Below are 22,499 nucleotides of genomic sequence, written 5' to 3'. Positions count from 1 at the left end.
TATGATAATTTAAACGAGTCAGGTAAAGTGGCCTGACTTAAACAAACTGGTCTCCGATGAACTCGGGGCGATTCAATGGATCATCGGCTCGGGCGTTTACCTTGATACCATAGACAACACCTTTTCGCAGCAACGTACTATTATCGTTATCAATGTAATGATTATGATCGTCGTTGTCGTACTTTTTAGCTACTTTATTGGTCGCAGTATTTTAACGCCGACTCGTTTAGCAGCAGAAATGATGAAAGATATATCTCAAGGTGAGGGGGATTTAACCCGTACTCTCAACGAAAATGGCAATGATGAAATATCTCAGCTTTCGAGATCATTTAATTTGTTTGTCTCTAAAATTAGGGAGTCTTTGGTGCTGGTTGCCAAAAGCGCAAACGATGTAAACGAGCATGCCCATGCTGTAGATGATTCTAGCAAAACCAGCCAGTCGTTTATTGAGCTTCAAAACGACAGTAGCACCCAAGTAGCCGCGGCAATGGAGCAAATGACTCATCAAATTCATGATGTTAGCCGTAATGCCGAAGCTGCTGAGCAAGCCGCAAATGATGCTGCTAGTAATGCATCAACGGGTAAAAATGTAGTGTCGAAAACCATTACCGCCATTGAAACCCTCTCTAGTAATATAGAAACCGTGAGCAAAGTGACCGCCGACCTTGCTCAAGAGAGTAATAATATTGGCTCGGTACTTGATGTTATTAGAAGCATTGCTGAACAAACCAATCTGTTAGCGCTAAACGCAGCTATTGAAGCTGCAAGAGCAGGTGAACATGGAAGAGGCTTTGCAGTTGTAGCCGACGAAGTAAGAACACTTGCCAGCCGGACAGGTAAAAGCACTGATGAGATTCAAGCTATGATAGCTAAGCTGCAAGAAGGGGCTAAAGCTGCAGTTGAAGCGGTAAAATCTAGCCAAGAGATTTCTATTTCTACGGTTGAACAAGCCTCTTCAGCTAATGCATCACTTGATGAAATAGACAGGCTGGTATCGGTGATCACCGATATGAACGGCCAAATTGCTCGCGCCACAGAGCAGCAAACATCAGCCGCAGACGAGGTGAATTTAAGAATTAACGATTTATCACAATCTACAGAGCAATCATTGGGTAACACCAAAGATTTAACTCGCGCTAGCGACAAACTCAAACAAAGCAGTGTTGAGTTATCAAGCGTGGTATCGCGCTTTAAGCTTAGTTAACCTGAACTCCGGATAATAAATATCTTCCACCAATTAAAAAGCCCTGATTTTCAGGGCTTTTTAGGATTATTTATAGAAAATTATAAACAATAGCGGGCAAATAAACTGCTTACTGACGCTGCAGTTGGTTTACCATGTTGCCAGTCGCCGCCTTCAACGCCACTACCAGCAATATCCATATGTATATAAGGAAGTGGTAAAGTAGATTCACTGCCATGCTTATCTAATCCACCTACCACAGCTAAAAATGCCATAGGGAATTGATGGCCGCGCGCTGTGACAGCAGAAGCTGCATTATTACTAGAAAGCACATCGTCAGCTAAAGTGCGTGGTTTTATAAAATCATAATCTTCACGGCGTGAACGCGACACTTCAGCACCGTCAGCCCATAAATCACCACAATCGGCTAATTGGCGTGAAATATTAGCACTACGCGCGGGCCCATTCTCAACATATGCGCCATAAGGCCCCATAGCGCGCGCAGCGTGCCCTGTTAAGGTTGCCACTGTAAACAACGTTGGATTTATTTCATTTTTAGCTAAATCTTTCATTTCACTAAGTAAATCCCCCATAGCTAAACGCCCTTCGGCATCGGTATTACCAATACGTACTCGCACACCTTCACGGCTAGTAATTATTTCATCAGGGACAAAACAATCTGAACCAATAGAGTTGCGTACAACCGCTAAAAAGGCAATCACTTTAACCCCTTTAGGCTGATAATCGGCTACTGCTTTCATAAATCCAGCAACCGAGGCCGCACCGCCTTTATCGCGGCTCATGCCCGCCATAAAACCACCGACTTTTAAATCTGCACCGCCCGTGTCATAGACTAAACCTTTACCAACAAACATCAGTGTTCGGGTTACTTCGCCCTCAGGCACGTATTCAAGTTTAACAACGCGTGGATGATGACGCTCTACCGCATACGATGCGCGAGCAACGGTACTTAGCATGGGGTAATGCTTATCAATGGCAGCTAAATCATCAATCACATCAACGCTCACCGCACTGTTTTCAAATAACTCAGTACAATAATCAGCAAAACGTGGGGGGGCCATGCGTTCAGGCTCGGTGCCACATAAATCACGTGCGGCATATTGCCCCGCAGCTAACGCATTGACTGCTTTGATTGTTTGCTCATTGGCATCAATTAAGCCTATTTGAGTAATAGGTTCAATACCTTGACCATGAAACTCACGCGCTTCTAGGGGTTGCCATAATGCTTGGCATGCGCCTAAGTAAGCCACTTCAAGAGCATGTTGATAACGGCTATCCGTATTTAAAGCGGGTAAATAAATAGCAGGGTTAACACTACCTGATGCTTTTGCCTCATTAATGGCTAATTTGGCTGCATCAAAATAACGACGAACGTCGTCATAATCTCTGTTTAAAGAGCCTGTTGGCGCTAACACGACACGTTTACCGGCAATCACTAACAAGGTGACTTGATTGCCTATGCGAGAGTCTACTTGGGCTTGGTCTAAAATTGCATCACGCAGTGGCGTATTTGGTAAATGAGAAAAGTCGTTGCTGATAATAATAAGTGCATCATGCGATGTACAATCTAGGCTTGCACTTACCGGCTTAGCCAGTACTGCTTTTGGATATGCCATAAAAAAGGATCCTGTTAGAAAACGTAGTCCCTATTATTATTTATTTAGCAATTTATAACCAGTGAACTGCGATAACCTGCATATTTACTGGCAACTTGGAGTTACACGTTTTACACATCTAAAATACTGAGCTGTAAATTATGCTCTGGTTGATTTTTAATACCCACGCCAATTCCTAATAAGCGCACCGGTTGTTGTAATCCACGTTGATAGGCTTTGGCGAGTAACTCTTTAAAAATAGCCGTGTTTAATTGATGCGCAGCTTGATCTGCTGAGGTCACTACAAAATTAGCAAATTTAACTTTAACACTTAATTTATTAATTTTATGTTGTAGTTGCTGTTTATTTAATCGAACCACGAGTTCATCTAACAGTTGCGGTAATTGTTCAAGGCATTCATCTAGGCTGTTTTTGTTGTATTCATAAGTATGTTCCACACTCAATGACTTACGTACCCGCTCGGTGGAAACGCGCCCTATATGCTCACCCATGCACTTTTGATATAACGACACACCAAAATTACCCACATGCTGTTGCATCCAATTAGCCCCTTTTTCGCGCACATCTTGCCCCGTGTATAACCCTTTTAAATTAAGCTTTTCTAGAGTTACTTTACCCACCCCTGGAATTTTACCTAATGGCAATTGGGCTAAAAACGAGTCAACCTGCTCAGGCAATACTACAAATTGGCCATTGGGCTTATTTTCATCACTAGCAATTTTGGCTATAAATTTAATTGGGGCAATCCCTGCAGATGCAGTCAGTCCTGTGGTATTAAAAATATCGGTACGAATTTGCTCAGCAATTAACGTTGCACTACCTTTAAAAGCAGTACTATGGCTCACATCTAAATATGCTTCATCAAGCGAAAGAGGTTCTACAAGGTCAGTATAGCGGTTAAAAATGGCGCGGATCTGTGTTGATACTTGTTTATAAACAGCCATTCTGCCAGGCACAATAACTAAGTCAGGGCAAAGCTGTTTGGCATGATAGTTAGACATAGCAGAGCGCACCCCATACTCTCTAGCAATATAGTTAGCGGTAGAGAGCACTCCACGGCGACTATTTCCGCCAATTGCCAGCGGTACGCTTGCAAGCTTAGGATTGTCGCGCATTTCTACGGCCGCATAAAAGCAGTCCATATCTATATGAATAAACTTTTTCATCACACAATAACAACTGTTTATTTATACAGCCATTATTGTGGAATCACTTTTAATTAGCAAGCATGTTATTGCTTAAAAAGAGCGTTTACTTTTCTTTGGCTTATTAAAACAATACATCCAAAATAAAATTTCTAAAGAAAAGCCTAATAAAATCAAAACAATTGCCCCAGCCTCATTACCCATAGCGTAACAAGTAAACGACGCTATAAAAACGGTGCATGCCAATAACCAATTAATTATATTCTGCATAGTTATCTCCTTGTGTGTTAATAGTTACTATAGCCATGAATTTAAAGAGGTACAATTTTTACTCAAGGGTTTTTATTTAGCACTGTTGTTTTTTTTAAGGTTAAGGTTTGTTCAATCTGAGGCAGTTTACTCGCGGCGCGAGGTTTATAGCCTAATTGTTTAAATAAAAAAGGCGCAAAGCTTCCATGTCCTGCTTACGTCCCTTATTTACATCCATGAGGGCAATACAGAATAGCTCCACCCCTAGTTATAATTCCCTTGAGCTCATCCGACCATATTGCTAATCTAAATGCTTTAAAACTAAGAGCAATAAATACATGGAAACGTTTAAACAACAACACCCTATTCATACCGATATCACTGTGGCATGGGGCGATATGGATGCCCTACAGCATGTTAATAACTGTGTTTACCTGCGTTATTTTGAAATAGCCAGAATCGATTTTTTAAATAAATTAAATTTATTTGATACCATCAACTCAAAAGCCACGGGGCCTGTGATCAGTGAAAATAATATTCGCTATAAGCGTCCAGTTACCTTTCCCGACACATTGAGCGTAGGTATTACCATTAGTGATATTAAATCTGACCGCTTTGTAATGAACTACAGTGTGTTTAGTCATGCGCAAAACGCGATAACAACCACCGGCATGTCAAAAGTGGTAATGTTTGACTTTAAAACAGGCCAAAAAGCCACGATCACTGAGCCATTGTTATCGGCTTTAAAAGCAAACTCTCAAACCGAATAATTAGGATTAGCAATGCAATATAGTCAATTAGGCAGTAGTGGTGTTAGCGTTTCAAGAGTGTGTTTAGGTAGCATGACCTGGGGAGTACAAAACACCCAACATGATGCCGACCAACAGATAGCCTATGCGCTTGAGCAGGGTGTGAACTTTATTGATACAGCAGAAATGTATGCTGTTCCTCCCTCTCCCGATACCTACGGTAAAACAGAAGAAATTATAGGCAATTGGATAGCACGTAATTCACAAAAACGAAAAGACATTGTTATTGCAACTAAAATTGCCGGTAATGGGCTTTCATGGATCCGTGATGGCGGTGATATTACTCGCCAAGCTGTTATTGATGCCGTTGATCATTCTCTAAAACGCCTACAAACCGACTATATTGATTTATACCAGCTACACTGGCCAAATCGCCGTACCCCTCACTTTGCTAGGCAATGGCCTGGTATGCTTAAATTTACCGAGGTAGATGCAAAACAACACACCGCTGATATGCTTGATATTTTAGAGGGGTTAGATGCGTGTGTTAAAGCAGGAAAAATTAAGCATTGTGGGCTTTCTGATGATACGCCTTGGGGAATTAGCCAATTTTTAAATTTATCAAAAGAGCATAACTTGCCAAAAATGGTGTCTATCCAAAACGAGTTTAGCCTAGTACATGCCAAAGATTGGCCTTATTTAATAGAACAATGTGTACATGAAGATATTGCTTATTTACCTTGGTCACCATTGGCCGCAGGGCTATTAACCGGTAAATACCTAAATGGAGCACGCCCTGAAGGCTCCCGCTGGACATTTATGCAGCGTAACGGTATTTTTCGTGATACGCCACAATCACAACAGGCGACCAAAGAGTATGTTGAACTTGCCCATGCACACGCTATCACCCCAGCTCAATTAGCGCTGGCTTGGTGTAATCAAGTCGATGGAGTGACATCATCTATTATTGGTGCCACTACTATGGCGCAATTAAAGGAAGACATTGATGCGTTTGACCTAACACTGAGCGATGACGTGTTATCAGCGATTGATATCATATTTAGAAATAATCCAATGCCTTACTAATGAAATCAAGCAAAGGGTAAATGTTATTCAATAATGTTGATTCTTTGCTATTCTTTATGTTTATTTTTTAAGCGCTAAGGTATAATTAAATACAGTCATTTAATAAAGAATTATCAGCTTTTTATGGATACAGCTCGTTATTTCTGCCTGCTATTTTTAATATTCTCGAGTAACAGTATTAGCCAATCTAAAAATCAGCTCACTGAAATTTTATGGCTACAAAGCAACACACCACCTTTTCACTTAGACTCAGAGAATACTCAAATGGGCTTGTGTGACAATTTAACTAAGCAACTAATCAGTAGTATAAAGGATGTAAAACATACTCGATTATTTGTTCCACAAAAACGAATTAATAAATATATCAAAGAAGGCAAAAATGTCTGCTTTCCATGCGTAATCCATAAAAAGAGCACCAACGAAGTCTATACATACTCACGTCCTACCTCTATCTACCCTGAGTTTAGTATTATTACAACTAACCAAAAAGCAGAAACACTTACTAAAGCACATGGTAATCCTATAAATTTAATTAGTTTACTTAGCGATGAACGCTTTACCTATGGACAAGCCGCAGCACGACGTTTTTCACCACACATAAATATGATTATTGAAAACTCTTTGAGCCATCATAACGTGTCCTTGAGCTTAAGTAGTGATAATGAGAGTGGCGTTGTGATCGATAGGCTGAGGCATGGCTTTTTAGACTACTCGCTCGATTATCCTTTTATGGCCAGTTACTTTAACCAGCAACAACACCCTATAAAAATCGTTAGTATACCCATAGCTCAAAATACGCGCTCATTAATCAAAGGAGCTGTAGGCTGTGCGACTAATGCGCCTAATGATTTTGCTAATCAGGCAATTAAGAAAATTAATGCGGCATTAGAAAGTACCATACTAGAATCAGCGGCTCATCAACTAAGCCAGCGACACTGGCTAAGTGAACATATCGATAATTTTGATAAACAATATTATCAACACATAATTAACTTTGACTCACAGACCAATGATGCTCCAATAAACACTGCTGACCAGAATAAAGAGCAACGTTGAACTCTCGTCCAGTACTAACCATCCCTACGCCAGCAGGCGTGCCAGTCATAATAATGTCGCCTTCTTCGAGGCTCATAAACTGACTAACCTCAGCCAATATTTGTGCAGGTTGGTGCAACATAAGTTGGCTATCACCATGTTGAACCGGCTTGCCATCAATATGTAATTCAAATATAAACGATGTCATTTCTGGCGTTAACTCAATAAAATCACTAAATAGTGCTGACCCGTCGAATGCTTTAGCACGTTCCCACGGCAAGCCCTTTTCTTTTAAACTGCTTTGCAAAGCTCGCTTAGTCAAATCGAGTCCAATCCCTACCCCTGCAAGCTGCTTATTTTTAACCACAAAGCATAATTCAGTTTCATAATGCAACGTATCACCGTTATGGGAAGAGAGTAAGGTATTAGTGATCGCGCTATTAGGCTTATTAAAAATTACCATTTGCTCAGGGTGTTCGTTGTTTAATTCAGCAATATGCGCACTGTAATTGCGCCCCACACAGACTATTTTTGAAGGCTGTATGCTCTGCGAAGCCAGCTTTATTTGATTCACTTTCTCACCTGTTAATTACATAACGCTTTTAATATTTCGGCATACTCTCAAATAATTAACGCAAAAGCGAATGCAGTTTTATTATGTTTTTATGATAACTATTGAGCTGAATATAATCAATCACATAGAATGGAATAAAAGTAAGAAGGGACTAATTTGGTAGGTTTTTGTATACGCGGTTTTAAAGCAATAAGCAGGTACATTTAGTACCTGCTTATTGATGTTTGTTAATAGGTTATTGACTACTTACAAGTAACACTACTTTGCTCGACAGCATTTGCTGTAATAGCCAGCTTAGCAATAGATACATGCCAATCACCTTGCGTGCTTAACTGCCAAGGGGTGAACACTTGTGCTAAGTCAACACCTTGCTCTGCAAAACAACTTAAGTTGATGTTTAATGTTTGCCATTGACCTGATTGCTCAAGGTTATCAGTAATATCAAACTTACCCTGACAACTCTCACCACACCCCATACCAACCCATAACGGACTAGCCGCGGCTTTATCTACTTTAATTTGTATTTGCAGCTGACCATTGTTTTCAACGTATGAACGTAAGTCAGATGGAAACGCAGCGGCTAAATTAACGCCAGCCAGTGCTTGGCCATTAAAACGAATAGCGCGTGCATCTTCTTGCACCTCTTTATCAAATGTTTGGATGCTCACCGCACCTAATGACTCGCGACTGCTCGCCACCGTTTTTTGTTGCTCACCACTTTTTAAAACCAGTGACCACGGTGCTTTAATTGCACGCTCAAACAATACTAAATCATCCAGTTTTTCAGTCTGTTGAGTTTGCTCCACCAAGTCATCTTTTAAGACATTACTATCGTTGTAAGTTAAACCAAAACCATAAGGAAGTAATGGGCTGTAAGCTTCGTCGTTACGGTTTTCATTATCAATTGGATTATTAGGCCATGAAAAAGATAGCTTGCCTTTAAAGTCATGATTAATTGAACCGTCTGCATTTTTAAACAAGACATCGCTAATAGCATCGCCTTCACTACCTGGAAGCCAAATAGCAACGAACGCATCACTGGCGTTAAGCTCAGCATTAACCCACATAGGGCGACCGCTTATAAATAATGAAACAACAGGAATTCCCGCATCTTTAAACTTACGTAGTAACGCTAAGTCGCTTTTATTACCGCGCTGGTATTCGAGGTTATCAACATCACCATTACCCTCTGCGTATGGTTGCTCACCAAACACCACAATGGCAACATCAGGGCGTGCAGTATATTCCCCTTCAACGCTCAGCGCTGCACTGCCACCAGCTTGCTCTACAGTATCTTTAATACCTGCATAAATAGAGCTGCCACCAGGAAAATCACTGTTTTTATTACCTGTACCTTGCCACGTAACGCTCCAACCACCCGACTGCATACCTATGTTATCAGCCCCTATGCCTGCAACTAATACGTTGGTTTTAGGTGATAATGGCAGTAACTGCTGCTTATTTTTAAGTAATACTAAAGACTCGCGTACAGCCTGTTTAGCCACTGCACGGTGATCGCTACTACCAATAATTTCAGTTTTTCCAGACAGGGGGCGCTTCGCAGGGCTTGGTTTATCAAATAACCCTGCACGCATTTTAACGCGTAAAATACGCGTTACTGCATCATTAATTCTACTGAGTGGGATTTCACCGCTATTAGCTTGGTTAACCAAGTTGCTAAATAATGGTTTCCACTCATCCGGTGCCATGTATACGTCTAAGCCCGCATTAGCCGCTTGAGCACAGTTACTATTAGAACAGCCTTTAACCTGCCCGTGGCCATTCCAGTCACCGACAACAAAGCCATCAAAACCCATCTTATCTTTAAGCACATCGGTCAGTAAATATTTACTGCCGTGAATTTTTTCACCATGCCAGCTATTAAACGAGGCCATTACCGTTTGTGCACCAGCACCCAAACCACCAACATAACCTTGAGCATGAAGCGCAAATAATTCTTCTTCAGAGGCGATATTATTACCTTGATCATCGCCATTCACAGTACCGCCATCACCTAAAAAATGCTTAACCGTACTGACTACACGCGTATCTGACAAAAAGTCTTCATCAACAGCGCCTTGTAAGCCTTTAACAATTGAGGCTGAATACGCTTTTACTATTTCAGGGTCTTCAGAGTAGCCCTCGTAAGTGCGACCCCAACGATCATCTCGCACTACGGCAACCGTAGGTGCAAATACCCAGTCAATACCGGTAACCATAACTTCACGCGCCGTTGCTGCGGCAATTTTTTCAATAAGTTCAGGGTTGTTCGCCGCCCCTAAACCAATATTATGCGGAAACAAAGTCGCACCAATCACATTGTTGTGTCCATGTACCGCATCGGTGCCCCACATTGTAGGAATCGTGCTGCCATCGAGGGAATCATCAATAGACGCTTGATACATCTTTTCAGCTAAATCAACCCAGTCTTCGGGGGTTGCATGTTTATTGTTATTTGGAAACGAGCCACCGCCGTTTAAATAGGAGCCAAAGCCATATTTACGCATATCTTCAACCGTAATATGACGAATTTCAGGTTGGATCATTTGCGCTATTTTTTGCTCTAGTGTCATGGTCTTTAGCATATCTGCGATTTTTTGCTCCATTTGAGCATCGCTTTTAATACCGGTTTCTATTGTTGGCCAAATTTCTTTTTGATTTGTCGCATCGCTAGCACTGTTAGAGGGTTGCGAACAACCGCTGCTGGCTATTGCTGCTAGCATCAGTGCAGTGACTGAAAAAGTTCGTTTAATAATCATAGCATTCACCTAAAACTCAAAGACGAGTTGACGTTGTTTTTTTTGCACCAAACAGCGCGAAGTAAGTAATATATAAATAGCAGCCAATAGGCAGTATAAGCGCTAGTTGCACACCGATATTGTCAGCCAGCATACCTTGTAGTAATGGAATAATAGCTCCACCTACAATCGCTAAGCATAAAATACCCGACCCCTGTGAGGTGTATTTACCCAAGCCTTGAAGCGCTAAACTAAAAATAGTAGGGAACATAATAGAGTTACACAGACCAACCAATAAAATAGCCCACATAGCAAGTGAACCTTGACCTGTCATTGCAATTAACACTAACACACCGGCCAAAATACCATGACAAGCTAACACCTTGGCTGCATTTAATTTTTGCATAATCGCAGCGCCAGCAAATCGCCCTATCATTGCACCTGCAAAATAATAGCTAATATAATGTGCAGCTTGTTGCTCAGGTAAACCTGCAATATGGTCAAGGGTTAAAAAGCCGACTAAAAAGCTACCAATCGCAACTTCAGCACCTACATAAACAAAAATACCAATAGCGCCCAAAATAAGATGGCGATATTTCCAAACACTGCCTAAGTCAACAAACTCAGTGTCACCTTGATTTTCAGCTTCACTATCAATCGCTTTACCGAGTTTAGGTAACTTCAAAAAAGCAAAAATAATAGCCAGTGTCAGTAAACTTGCACTGAGCATTAAGTAAGGGAACTTAACTTGTTCGGCTGTAGCTTGACTAATTTCAGACAAAATCAACCAACTACCAAATAATGGCGCAACCGTTGTTCCTAAAGAGTTAAAAGCTTGGGTCATGGTTAAACGCGAAGACGCTGTTTTTGCAGGCCCTAATACGCTTACATAAGGGTTAGCAGAGACTTGTAAAATAGTGATCCCTGAAGCAAGCACAAATAAAGCAAGTAAAAATAGTTCGTAAACATGTGCCTCTGCAGCGGGGTAGAATAATGCACACCCTATCGAAGCAACAACCAAACCAACAACAATACCAAATTGGTAACCTATTTTACTAACGAGTTTTCCTGCAGGAATTGACATAACAAAGTAGGCACCAAAAAAACAAAATTGTACCAACATTGCTTGGGTGTAATTAAGGGAGAACATTCCCTTTAAATACGGAATTAAAATATCGTTCAGGCAAGTAAGAAAACCCCACATAAAAAACAAGGTCGTAAGCGATGTTAACGCAAAGGTGTGTGTAGACCCTGGTTTTTGGCTGTTTTCTGCTGCCGGTAGTGGCTGTGTGATATGTGCCATAGTATAATCTCTAATTATTTATAATTATCAGATTGTTACCTCTATTTAATTGCGTTTAGTAAAACTTAAAATGCAGATAATAGTTGCAACACCAAATGTAAGCGCTTACATTTATAGCATACAGAGAAAATTTATCAATTTATTTACAAATAATATTGTAAGCGCTTACATTGCTGTATTATACAATTTCTATTGCTTAGCTAATTACGGTAAAGCGCATTATTATTGCAAGCTTAAGGACGTATCTCATTGTGTTTAAAACAATTTCTTTGCCAGGCACGTCAGCCCTTTTAAAATCGCCGTTTATTTTTGGTGTTGCCACGGCCTCTTTTCAAATAGAGGGAAGCCACAACACGCGCCTACCATGTATTTGGGATACTTTTTGTAGCAAACCAAACACCATTGCAGATAACAGTAACGGCAATCACGCCTGTGAGCATGTAAAATATTGGCAACAAGACGTTCAAATGATTGCCGATTTAGCCGTTGATGCCTATCGACTTTCTATTTCTTGGCCGCGCGTTTTACACCAAGATGGAAGTTTAAACATTCAGGGCATGGCGTTCTATAAGTCATTACTACAAGCTCTTAAAGCACGCAATATTAAAACTTATGTCACTTTATATCACTGGGATTTGCCACAACATTTAGAAGACAACGGTGGTTGGCTCAACCGCGATACAGCTTACCAATTTGCTCATTACGCTCATATAGTAACTCAGCAACTAGAGGGCTTAGTGGATTCTTATGCGACCTTAAACGAACCGTTTTGTAGTGCCTACCTAGGCTATGAAATAGGGGTACATGCACCAGGCATAAAAAGTCAAAAAGCAGGACGCCAAGCGGCGCACCATTTACTACTAGCCCATGGACTTGCGATGCAAGTGATACGCAAAAACTGCCCTAAGATAGAGGCCGGTATTGTGCTTAATTTTAGCCCTGCCTATCCATTTACTCCTGACGATGAACGCGCTGCTAAATTAGCTGATGACTATCATAACCAATGGTATATTCAGGCAGTGCTGGAAGGCCGCTACCCTGAAGTGATTAAGGAGCTTGCAAATGATGCAAAACCTGATGTTGCAAATGGCGACATGGCAATAATTAGCCAAAAAATCGATTTTTTAGGGGTTAATTACTATACTCGTATCCATTACAAAAATACGCCAGATCATTGGTTTAGCGAAGCTCCTTTAGAGAATATTGCCACCACTGATATGGGCTGGGAAATATACCCACAGGGATTGTGTGAACTCCTACTTTCATTAAATGATCGTTACACGCTACCCAAAGTATATATAACTGAGAACGGTGCAGCGATGGCCGATGTATTAATAGATGGAAAAGTAGATGACATACATCGAATCAATTACTACCATACACACCTTAATGCCGTTCATAATGCCGTTGAGCAAGGCGTTAATGTGCAAGGCTACTTTGCATGGAGTTTAATGGATAATTTTGAATGGGCCTATGGCTATGAAAAACGCTTTGGGCTAGTCTATGTTGATTACCAAACTCAACAACGCACCTTAAAACAAAGCGCAATTGCGTATCGTGATTTTCTTAAACAGCGCCAAAAATAATAATGAGTGGCTTTTATGCTGAGTAAAAAAGAAAAAATAGCTTATGGCCTAGGTGACACGGCCAGTAATATTATTTTTCAAACCGTAATGCTATTTTTAACCTTTTTTTACACCGACATTTTTGGTATTTCGCCTGCTGTTGTTGGTACCCTTTTTTTAGTCGTCAGAGTCATTGATGCAGTTACAGACCCAATAATGGGCGCCCTGACCGATGCCACTCATACAAAATACGGTAGCTACCGACCTTACCTACTTTGGCTTGCCATCCCCTTTGCTGTTATAAGCGTGATTACCTTTACTACCCCCGCGATGGATGACGGCAACAAAATTATTTACGCGTTCGTTACCTACACCTTGCTAATGTTGGTTTATACCGCAATTAACATTCCTTATTCGGCACTTGGCGGCGTACTCAGTAGCAATCCTAACGAACGGGTTTCTATTCAATCATATCGATTTGTGTTTGGCATGCTGGGGGGGTTATTGGTTACGAGCTGCACTTTACCTTTAGTAAAGTGGTTTGGGGAGGGTAATAACGAGTTGGGCTATCAACTCACCATGCTGGTTATGAGTTGCCTAGGTGTAGTGTTATTTCTAATTTGTTTTCGTTACACCAAAGAGCGGGTGATCAATCCACCACATAAATTATCTTTAAAAACACAACTTCACGTTTTATGGCAAAATCAGCCGTTTAAAATATTGTGTATGGCAGCACTGATATTATTGACCAGTATGGTGCTGCGCACGACATTAGCTATTTACTATGTAAAGTATGTTCTTGGAAAAGAAGATTTAATCACCGAATTTGTGACTTTAGGTATGGTCGGTAATATTATAGGCTGTGCGTGTGCGCAACCTTTAAGTAAACGCTTAGATAAAAAAACGGCTTATATTTATCTGCAATATATTTCTGCCATATTGAGCTGTTTTGCTTTTTTTGTCCCTAATGAGCAAGTTTTACTCGCCTTTTTAATGTATTTTTTATGGTGCTTTTTCACTCAAATGGCGACACCTTTATTGTGGGCAAAAATGGCAGATGCTATTGACTACGGAGTTTGGCAAAATGGTCAACGACTCACAGGATTGGTTTATGCAAGCGTGGTATTTTTTATCAAATTGGGGCTCGCATTAGGCGGCGCTATAGCGGGTTGGTTACTTGCGTATTATCAGTATCAAGCCAATGTAGAATTAAGCGAAGCAACTAAAAGCGGTATTTTAACCTCATTTACACTCTACCCTGCTATTGGCAGTATACTTGTGGCTTTAATAATGACTAAATACAACTTAGATAACAAAACCATAAAAAAAATCACCGCCGATTTAACACAAAAAAGTAATTTGTAACAAGGAATAGTATGGCCACCATTTATGAGGTGTCAAAGCTTGCAGGGGTATCACTTGCCACTGTTTCAAGAGTAATGAACAACAATGCAAACGTAAGTGATGCAACCAGAAAAAAAGTGACTTTAGCGATGGAAGAATTAGGCTACCGCCCAAATTCTATTGCGCAATCACTGGCCTCTAATTGCTCTAATAGTGCTGGCTTATTGGTTTCTGAGTTAAAAGGTCCTTTTTATGGCCCTATGATGAGCGGCATAGAAAACACCCTCAGAAAACAAGGTAAACACGTTATTATTACCGCAGGGCACAGTGACGCAGAGCGAGAACAACAAGGCATAGAGTTTTTAATTAGCCGTAATTGTGATGCACTTATTTTGCATGTTGAAGCGGTTAGCGATGAATATTTAATAAAGCTGAGCAAAGGTAAAACACCATTTGTTTTACTCAATCGCCATATTCCTGAGCTCGCCGATCGCTGTATTATTCTTGATAATGTTAAAGGGGGCTATTTAGCGACTAAATACATTCTTGAGTCTGGTCACAAAAACATTGCTTACATTAGCGGCCCTTTATGGAAAAAAGACGCCCAAGAGCGTTTAAACGGACATAAACAAGCACTTGCTGAACACGACATTGAGTTTGATGAAAACAGTTTGTATGAAGGTGACTTTATAGAGGACAGCGGCTACGAAGGATTTTCTGCTCTTTATAAAAATAACCCCGCCATTACTGCCTTAGTTTGCGCCAATGACGAAATGGCAACGGGTGCAATGGTCAGTGCCAGAGAGCATGGCATTGAACTACCCGCACAACTTTCAATAATAGGCTACGATAACGTGTTCTTTACCCGCCATGTATACCCCCCTTTAAGCACTATTAATTACCCAATAGATGAAATGGGTAAAGTAGCTGCACAGTGGGTACTGAGCCATGTATATCAAAAAAGCGTACAGCCTATTCAAACTTTATTTCAGCCCGAATTAGTCATACGCCAATCGGTCGTTAATATTACCTAGCTAATTATTATATAAATTGGCAAATAGTGGCGTTAAACAAGTTTACTTAATAGCGCCAAGTTTATTGGTTTAAGCAAAACTTGCTCTATTTCTAGCTGCCTAATGTGTACGGCATCAGGCTCCATTCCACTAATAATAACTCGTTGAATATCAGGATAGTGTTCTTTAATAAACCCAGCAAGCTCTAAACCTGAACCATCGGGTAAATGCATATCGAGTAATACTTTGTCGTAATTACTGTTATGCTCAAGCGTCGCCTTACAGTCTTTGACACTTGTTGCTATATCCGTGTCTACATCCAAACTTTCTAATAATAACTGAGTAATTTGTCCGGCATCAGCATCGTCTTCCACTAATAAAAATCGCTTTATATTAGTATTATGTTTTGGCGTTGGCTGTATCGATGAAACACGTTGTGTTTTTTCCCCCAGCGCTGACTCTAAGCATTGGTAAAGTAAGTTGGAATCCACAGGTTTAGCAATCATATCGTCAAACCCTAGCGCGGTTAGTTCGTTATGAATGCCTTTCATGGTGGCCGCGGTTAAAGCAATAATCGCCCCTTTAAACCCTAACTTTCTAAGTTCAATCGCTGCTTCTTTTCCGCCCATAACCGGCATATGAATATCTAAAAATATAATATCGTAAGCGGCGCGGCCCTCTGCGAGTTGCTTTTTAACCTTATCAAGCGCTTGTTTGCCATTATCAGCATAATCTACATCTGCACCCGCTGAGCCAATTAAATGGCCAACTAACACGCGTAAATCGCGTAAGTCATCCACCACCAACACTTTGCCACTTACTTCGCATGGCGCTACTTTTTGCTGCATGTTGGGGGTTAAATCAAGTTTTAATAAATTGCGCTCTACCTGTCTGATATCACCAGGGTATAAGGAAATGGTAAACGTTGAGCCCTCACCTACATAAGAATCTAATGAAATAGTACCCTGCATACGACTAAGTAGCTCAGAACAAATAGCTAATCCCAAGCCCGCACCACCTACTGAGCGCGACTCTACATCGGCAATTTGCTCAAAAGGCTTAAAGATGAGTGCTTGTTTTTCTGGAGCAATACCCAAGCCTGAATCTTTAATGCTAAAAAAGAGCATTTCACGTTCAGCCACCGTCTCTGTCCATGCGTTAACGATAATTTCGCCTTGCTCGGTAAATTTTATCGCATTATTGATCAGGTTAATGAGAATTTGTCGTACCCGAGTAGCATCTACACGAATAACTAATGGCAAAGGCTCCAGTGATTCAAATTTTAATGATAAGCCTTTATCAAGGGCTGATACACGCATTAACGTAAACACGTCGGCCATTAGGCTATCAAGATTAACATCCCCCAAGCTTAGCTCAAGCTTATCGACCGCAATTTTAGATAAATCTAAAACATCATTCAGTAAGCTCAATAAGTGTTTGCCATTACGATAAATAACGCCCAACTCATTTTCAGCTTGCTTGCTAAAATCACTGAGCATAAGTAGTTCGGTATAGCCTAAAATAGACGACAAGGGAGTTCGCAGTTCGTGGCTTAAATGCGCTAAAAAGCGGTCTTTTGAACGGTTTTCAGCCTCCGCTTTTAAACGCTCCACCCGCTCATCTTCTACATCGCGGCGCGCTAATGCATAACGAATAGAACGGGCAAACCGGCTACCACTCATTTCACTTTTAACTAAGTAATCAACCGCACCAGCATCAAGCGCAGCCGAATCGAGGGCATCGTTAGATTGCCCCGTTAACATGATAATAGGCCCACAAAAGCCATTCTTAATCGCTTGCTTTAAAACACTTAAGCCATCTGAGGCCCCTAAGCGATAATCAAGCAAGCAAATATCATGTTGATTTTTACTCAACACTTCCACCGCCTGCTCAGGAGAAGTTATCCACTCTATGTCAAACACATGGGAACTGAGCTGCTCTAAATAGTCACGAGTTAAAATATAATCATCTTCATCGTCTTCAACCAATAGCAGTTTCGTTGCCTTTGCTAACATAGCCTCTCCTGTTTTAATAGTATGCTTAATCGTTAAACGTGCTTGGTAGCTCTACAAACTCAACCCAGTATTTACCTAGTGTTTTCATCAACTCAACTAACCCGTCAAACGTAACCGGCTTAGTTATGTAAGACGCAGCGCCTAGGTTATAACCTTTAACCATGTCTTCTTCTTGCTTAGATGTGGTTAAAATTACCACTGGAATGCCTTTTAGGTTTGGATTTGCCTTAATAGCTTCAAGTGCTTCGCGGCCATCCATTCTCGGCATGTTTAAATCAAGTAAAATTAAACCAGGTCTTGGTGACAGGGTTTTATCTTGAAACTTCCCTTTACGCTCTAAATACTCTAAAAGCTCTACACCGTCTTCAACAAAGTGTAATTCATTTAAAACGCGACTTTCAGCGAGGGCATCTTGGGTTAATAAACGATCATCTTCATCATCGTCTGCCATTAAAATGGTAATGGGTTTTACGCTTGTTAATGGCATATTATGCCTCTCCTTGTAATGTGAATAACTCTGCATCCACAGGTAGTTTAATAATGAAGGTTGCGCCTTCGTTAGGGGTGCTTATTGCTGTAATAGTTCCGCCATGTCGCTCTACAATTCTGCGACACACAGATAATCCAATGCCGGTTCCTTTATATTGAGAACGCCCATGTAAACGCTGAAATGGCACAAATATTTTATCCGCGTACTCATCAGAGAAGCCGATACCATTATCTTTTACGGTAATGACATGCCAACTTACTTTACTATTATGGTCTTCACTAAACTCGCTAATTCGTTCAAAGCTAATATCAATAACAGGGTTTACGTTAGGCGCTCTAAACTTCACTGCATTTGAAATTAAGTTTAAAAACAGCTGATGCATTTGACTCGGATCAGCCTGAATGATTGGCATATCAACCGTTATCACTTGCGCATTAGATTCATCAATGGCTATTTCTAAATCGCTTAAAATATCATTAAGTATGCTATTTAGATTGGTGTCGGTAAAATCTTTACCTCGAGTTGTTACTCGAGAGAACTCTAATAAATCATTAATTAAATTAGACATCCTTTGTGCGGCATTTTTCATGCGGGCAATGTAATCTGCGCCTTTTTCGCCCAACTCGTCTTTAAACATGCTTTCAAGCCGATCACTAAATGCTTGGATTTTTCTTAGCGGCTCTTGCAAGTCATGACTGGCAACAAAAGCAAACTCTTCTAACTCTCGGTTACTGCGACTCAACTCATCAGAATATAACGTAAGTTCTTGGGTACGTTCGGTCACTTTACTGGCTAAGGTTTCGTTTTGCATTTCGAGCTCAGCTCGATATACCGCCGCATTTTTTAAGTTAAGCCGCGCAAGTAAAAACATACCACCAATAAGTAAAGCACTCGTGATGGCTGTAATTGCAAAAGTGATTTTTGCCTCGTTTTTTATTTGCGCTAATTTAGAAAAGTGACTGACTTTAAATAACAGCTCACGATCTTGGATATCATTAACAAGTACACGAATCTCTCGGTATAGGTCACGCCCTTTATGAGAGTTGAGTATGAGCATTGCACGTTCTTCTTTGTCATTTAATGCTAATTGAACTGTGCTTTTAAGCTCAGCAATTTTACTATCAACTAATAAAATTAACGTTGCAATACGCTCAGCTTGCCCCTCAATTTCAGAGTTTAAAGAGCGAACATAATCGGTTTGCGATTCAATTTGTGCAACCGCATCGTAATATGGAGCTAAGTAATCATCGTCCTGCGTTAATAAATACCCGCGCTGCCCTGATTCAGCCTGCACTACAGAGAGATGCATTTGCTCAATGGCTGTACTTAGCATATTAGTATTATCTAAACTTTGCTGAGTACGCGTTAAGCCTTGTATGGTATTAACCGCTAAAAATGCATTACCTACAATAATGCATAGTATTATGGAGATAAATAACGCCCATATAACATTTGCTTTGCCTTGCTGTTTGCGTTTAATCATTTATCGTCCTGGTTTTTATTATTTTGAGTCTGAAATAAGCTGTAAACTGTCACTACATGCTTGGCAATTAACAATTATTTTATCGAGTGCCTCGAGTGCTTTTTCGACGGGCATATCGTTTTCAAGTACTAGCTTGATAAGCTCAGCATTCATTGAAATACGATTTAACGGTGCCCGCGCATCATGTACTAATTCGTTTAAAGGCTTTATTTGTTTAGTTAATGCCATACTATCCTCATGTTGTTTTATTTATATTCGCCAATGCCACCATATGCGTTAAGGCGGTTATAAAGCGTTTTAGTACTTATACCTAACATTTGTGCAGCCAATGTTTTATTACCTTGTACTTTATCGAGTGTTGCATGAATAAGCTCTTTTTCAACTTCTTCAATGGTTTGTCCTGCAGAAACCTGATTTTCCTGAGCTTGATTATTTACTCGTGAAAAAGGTGACTCTAGGTTATCAGGCAGTGCCACATCGCTTGTTTGTGGATCGCTCATAATAAAAGCGCGATGAATTGCATGACGAAGTTCACGTACATTACCTGGCCAGTCGTACGTTTGCAGCTCTTTAAGTTGCTCGTTCGTCCAGCTAAAAGCAGTGCCATTTTCGTCATTTAACTGCTCTAAAAAGACTTTTGCCAATAATGGAATATCGTCTTTTCGTTCACGTAATGGCGGTATATCAATAGGAAATACGGCAAGCCTGAAGTATATATCTTCACGTAAAATATTATTTTGGGCTAAATCGATTAAAGAACGGTTGGTCGCAGAAATAACGCGGCAGTTAGTTGGAATTTCTCGGTTGCCACCTACCCTTGTTACTTTTTTTGTTTCTAATACGCGCAATAAATTAGGCTGCATGCCAATGGGCATTTCAGTGACTTCATCTAAAAATAAGGTGCCATCATTTGCCTGTTCAAACACGCCCTCTTTGCGGGCTATCGCCCCTGTAAAGGCACCTTTTTCATGACCAAATAATTCACTGCCAATAAGCTCTTTTGAAAGGGCGCCACAGTTGCTAGCAACTAAAGGTCCTTCGCATTGACTGGCATTATGAATCGCTTGTGCAACCACTTCTTTACCGGCACCACTTTCACCTACTAACATTACGTTAGCCTGTGTTTTAGCAACACGCTCTATCATAGTATAGAGCTTTTGCATTGCCTCAGATTCACCAATTAAGGTATCAAAATGATGGGTGATAGCGTTTTTCTTAGCTTTTTTAACAGTTTTTTTAGGACCGTTTAAAACCAGTTCTAAATCTTCTCGCTGCAGCGGCTTTAATAAATGCGTTACATTGGGCTCACACATATCGGCTAAAATCCCCTTAACCGATGGGTGACCTGAAATAAGAGTGACTTTAGGAGATTGACCAATCATTTTTAAATGATCTAATAAATGCAAGCCACTGCCATCGGGTAACATGAAATCCAGTAATACATGATCAAAGGAATTATTCTCAAACCACTGATGCGCTTCTTCTAAACTGGTCGCAGTTTGAATATTATGCCCAAGAAACTCAACAATGTGACAAATAACATCACTAAATTCGATGTCGTCATCAACTAAAAGTATATTTAACATGATTAATCCCTATGCTTTTTTATTATTCTACTCACCCCTTTAAACAAATGAAAGGTATTCAGAGCAGGACTAAAACAATGACATTTTATTTTTTAATAGTTCGCCATTATAACTACAGATATATGTATAAACGCTTAAATTAACAATCTTTTCAGTTAATTACTTTTTAACAATGAAGTAATTAATACAACCAACTGATATAATTTACCTTTATTGCTGGAGTCGTTATGCGCCTATTAAAAACCACTATTCACCCCACTATTAATATTACTCAAGGTCGTCAGTTTACTCGCCCTACTGCTCGCGCAATTGTATTTAAACAGCAGTACATTTTATTAATGTACACTCAGCGCTATGACGATTTTAGTTTACCCGGTGGTGGCGTAGACTTACACGAAAGCATTGAACAAGGACTTATCAGAGAGCTTAATGAAGAAACTGGCGCGCAAAATATAAAAATCTGCAGTGAGTTTGGCCTCTATGAAGAATATCGTCCTTGGTACAAAGATGACTTTGATATTATTCATATAAAGTCATACTGTTATGTATGCGAAATTAACGAACAACTAGGACAAGCACAGCTTGAGCACTATGAGCAACAAAATGGTATGCAAGCTAAATGGGTAAATATTTTTGAGGCGATAGCTCACAACGAACGCACATTAGCTAATAGCGATAAACAAGGATTGTCGATTATTCGAGAAACCTTTTTATTAAAAGAAATTGCCAAACAGTTCTTTTAATAAGTTTACATTGCTGCATTTTACGTTCCTACTTGAGGTTCAGCAAGACTTTTTTACTAATATAAAATCGATATAAACCAAATAAGTTACTACTTAAAAATAGGCTTTCCATAATTATTGCCACAGGGGAGCCAGCAAAAATATTATGCGTTATCCAAAAAGAGGTTCCCACCACCATACATAACCTCAAGTGCAAGTCTCTATTTTGAAATGAAGCAATGGTTTGTATTAATGTCGCCACCAGCGCAAAGCCACTAAACCAATCTTGCCATGTTAAATAAACGGCTAAACAACTCACTGCCATAAATCCAAACATGGCCCAAGTATGCTTAAAGTATATACAGTAAAAATAACGTAACGCGGCAATAAGCATTAAGCAGCCGGCACTGTTATAACCCAAAATAAAAAAGTGGACTGAGGTTAATAACACAGAGGTAAATAAACAACATAAGATAATGCGTCGGGACTTAAACTGAAATGAAGCTAAGTCGAGTAAAGTCGCGACGGCAACCAATGATTGGGCAATTAAAAACATAACACTCCAAGGCACTTAAGGCATAA

At 40.2% G+C, this 22,499-nt stretch carries 19 protein-coding genes and 1 pseudogene; 8 read left to right on the top strand and 12 right to left on the bottom strand.

The features are described from left to right. Positions 1-73: 73 nt before the first annotated feature. Positions 74-1,204 (top strand): annotated as a pseudogene (locus tag A9479_RS01090) (methyl-accepting chemotaxis protein); the annotation flags it as partial. 80 nt (positions 1,205-1,284) lie between these two features. Here A9479_RS01090 and A9479_RS01085 read toward each other — a convergent pair. From A9479_RS01085 to A9479_RS19905, 3 genes are all read right to left on the bottom strand, one after another. Continuing rightward, positions 1,285-2,820, bottom strand: coding sequence for a leucyl aminopeptidase family protein (locus A9479_RS01085; protein WP_064662483.1), 1,536 nt, complete (start codon positions 2,818-2,820; stop codon positions 1,285-1,287). A gap of 110 nt (positions 2,821-2,930) precedes the next feature. Then, positions 2,931-3,986 carry a DNA polymerase IV gene (gene dinB / locus A9479_RS01080; protein WP_033102619.1) on the bottom strand — a complete coding sequence of 352 codons (1,056 nt, stop codon included), beginning with the start codon at positions 3,984-3,986 and terminating at the stop codon, positions 2,931-2,933. 72 nt (positions 3,987-4,058) lie between these two features. Next, a complete protein-coding gene (locus tag A9479_RS19905) occupies positions 4,059-4,235 on the bottom strand; it encodes a hypothetical protein (protein ID WP_013464196.1) in 177 nt (58 codons plus the stop codon). Positions 4,236-4,552: 317 nt separating this feature from the next. On the opposite strand from A9479_RS19905, the gene A9479_RS01075 reads away from it, so the two are divergent. The 3 genes from A9479_RS01075 (at position 4,553) to A9479_RS01065 (ending at position 7,105) form a co-directional block, all read left to right on the top strand. Beyond that, positions 4,553-4,984 (top strand): thioesterase family protein, encoded by a 432-nt coding sequence (locus A9479_RS01075; RefSeq protein ID WP_028834338.1) that lies wholly within the window; start codon positions 4,553-4,555, stop codon positions 4,982-4,984. A 12-nt stretch (positions 4,985-4,996) separates the two neighbouring features. After that, a complete protein-coding gene (locus A9479_RS01070; protein ID WP_064662482.1) occupies positions 4,997-6,049 on the top strand; it encodes an aldo/keto reductase in 1,053 nt (350 codons plus the stop codon). A gap of 123 nt (positions 6,050-6,172) precedes the next feature. Further along, entirely contained in the window at positions 6,173-7,105 is a 933-nt protein-coding gene (locus A9479_RS01065; protein ID WP_010390904.1) for an ABC transporter substrate-binding protein, read from the top strand. Here the strand turns inward: A9479_RS01065 and A9479_RS01060 are convergent. From A9479_RS01060 to A9479_RS01050, 3 genes are all read right to left on the bottom strand, one after another. After that, complete coding sequence (locus A9479_RS01060; RefSeq protein WP_064662481.1) at positions 7,038-7,658, bottom strand: fumarylacetoacetate hydrolase family protein; 621 nt, start codon at positions 7,656-7,658, stop codon at positions 7,038-7,040. The two genes, A9479_RS01065 and A9479_RS01060, sit on opposite strands and share 68 nt — an antisense overlap. 242 nt (positions 7,659-7,900) lie before the next feature. Next, positions 7,901-10,417 (bottom strand): exo 1,3/1,4-beta-D-glucan glucohydrolase, encoded by a 2,517-nt coding sequence (locus A9479_RS01055; protein WP_064662480.1) that lies wholly within the window; start codon positions 10,415-10,417, stop codon positions 7,901-7,903. Positions 10,418-10,433: 16 nt separating this feature from the next. Next, positions 10,434-11,699 (bottom strand): sugar MFS transporter, encoded by a 1,266-nt coding sequence (locus tag A9479_RS01050; protein WP_028834342.1) that lies wholly within the window; start codon positions 11,697-11,699, stop codon positions 10,434-10,436. 251 nt (positions 11,700-11,950) lie between these two features. Here A9479_RS01050 and A9479_RS01045 point away from each other — a divergent pair, with 251 nt between their 5' ends. Genes A9479_RS01045 through A9479_RS01035 form a run of 3 tightly spaced genes read left to right on the top strand, consistent with a single transcriptional unit; the run spans position 11,951 to position 15,642 of the window. Then, complete coding sequence (locus tag A9479_RS01045; protein ID WP_064662479.1) at positions 11,951-13,285, top strand: GH1 family beta-glucosidase; 1,335 nt, start codon at positions 11,951-11,953, stop codon at positions 13,283-13,285. 15 nt (positions 13,286-13,300) lie between these two features. Further along, entirely contained in the window at positions 13,301-14,629 is a 1,329-nt protein-coding gene (locus A9479_RS01040; protein ID WP_024601541.1) for a glycoside-pentoside-hexuronide (GPH):cation symporter, read from the top strand. 11 nt (positions 14,630-14,640) lie between these two features. Further along, positions 14,641-15,642, top strand: a complete 1,002-nt coding sequence (locus A9479_RS01035; protein ID WP_064662478.1) for a LacI family DNA-binding transcriptional regulator — start codon at positions 14,641-14,643, stop codon at positions 15,640-15,642. 32 nt (positions 15,643-15,674) lie between these two features. Here the strand turns inward: A9479_RS01035 and A9479_RS01030 are convergent, their stop codons facing one another. The 5 genes from A9479_RS01030 to A9479_RS01010 are packed head-to-tail and all read right to left on the bottom strand — an operon-like array spanning position 15,675 to position 21,195. Continuing rightward, positions 15,675-17,636 carry a response regulator gene (locus A9479_RS01030; protein WP_064662477.1) on the bottom strand — a complete coding sequence of 654 codons (1,962 nt, stop codon included), beginning with the start codon at positions 17,634-17,636 and terminating at the stop codon, positions 15,675-15,677. A gap of 25 nt (positions 17,637-17,661) precedes the next feature. Continuing rightward, positions 17,662-18,123 carry a response regulator gene (locus A9479_RS01025; RefSeq protein WP_064662476.1) on the bottom strand — a complete coding sequence of 154 codons (462 nt, stop codon included), beginning with the start codon at positions 18,121-18,123 and terminating at the stop codon, positions 17,662-17,664. A gap of 1 nt (position 18,124) precedes the next feature. Beyond that, complete coding sequence (locus A9479_RS01020; RefSeq protein ID WP_064662475.1) at positions 18,125-19,609, bottom strand: ATP-binding protein; 1,485 nt, start codon at positions 19,607-19,609, stop codon at positions 18,125-18,127. Between the two features lie 18 nt (positions 19,610-19,627). Then, a complete protein-coding gene (locus A9479_RS01015) occupies positions 19,628-19,837 on the bottom strand; it encodes a hypothetical protein (RefSeq protein ID WP_028834349.1) in 210 nt (69 codons plus the stop codon). Positions 19,838-19,854: 17 nt separating this feature from the next. Further along, positions 19,855-21,195 carry a sigma-54 dependent transcriptional regulator gene (locus A9479_RS01010; protein ID WP_028834350.1) on the bottom strand — a complete coding sequence of 447 codons (1,341 nt, stop codon included), beginning with the start codon at positions 21,193-21,195 and terminating at the stop codon, positions 19,855-19,857. Between the two features lie 227 nt (positions 21,196-21,422). Between A9479_RS01010 and A9479_RS01005 the strand changes: the two genes are divergently transcribed. Beyond that, on the top strand, positions 21,423-21,938 hold the full coding sequence (locus tag A9479_RS01005) for an NUDIX hydrolase (protein ID WP_013464184.1): 516 nt from the start codon (positions 21,423-21,425) through the stop codon (positions 21,936-21,938). Between the two features lie 28 nt (positions 21,939-21,966). On the opposite strand, the gene A9479_RS01000 is transcribed toward A9479_RS01005, so the two are convergent. Further along, the gene (locus tag A9479_RS01000; protein WP_024601536.1) at positions 21,967-22,473 is read right to left on the bottom strand and encodes a YgjV family protein; all 507 of its coding nucleotides are present in this window, start codon (positions 22,471-22,473) and stop codon (positions 21,967-21,969) included. Positions 22,474-22,499 lie beyond the last annotated feature (26 nt).

Origin of the sequence: Pseudoalteromonas sp. MQS005 (genome assembly GCF_001661605.1) — a bacterium.
Lineage (GTDB): Bacteria > Pseudomonadota > Gammaproteobacteria > Enterobacterales > Alteromonadaceae > Pseudoalteromonas > Pseudoalteromonas tetraodonis.
The sequence above is the reverse complement of the archived record's forward strand: the minus strand, read 5'-3'. Positions and strand labels throughout refer to the sequence as shown.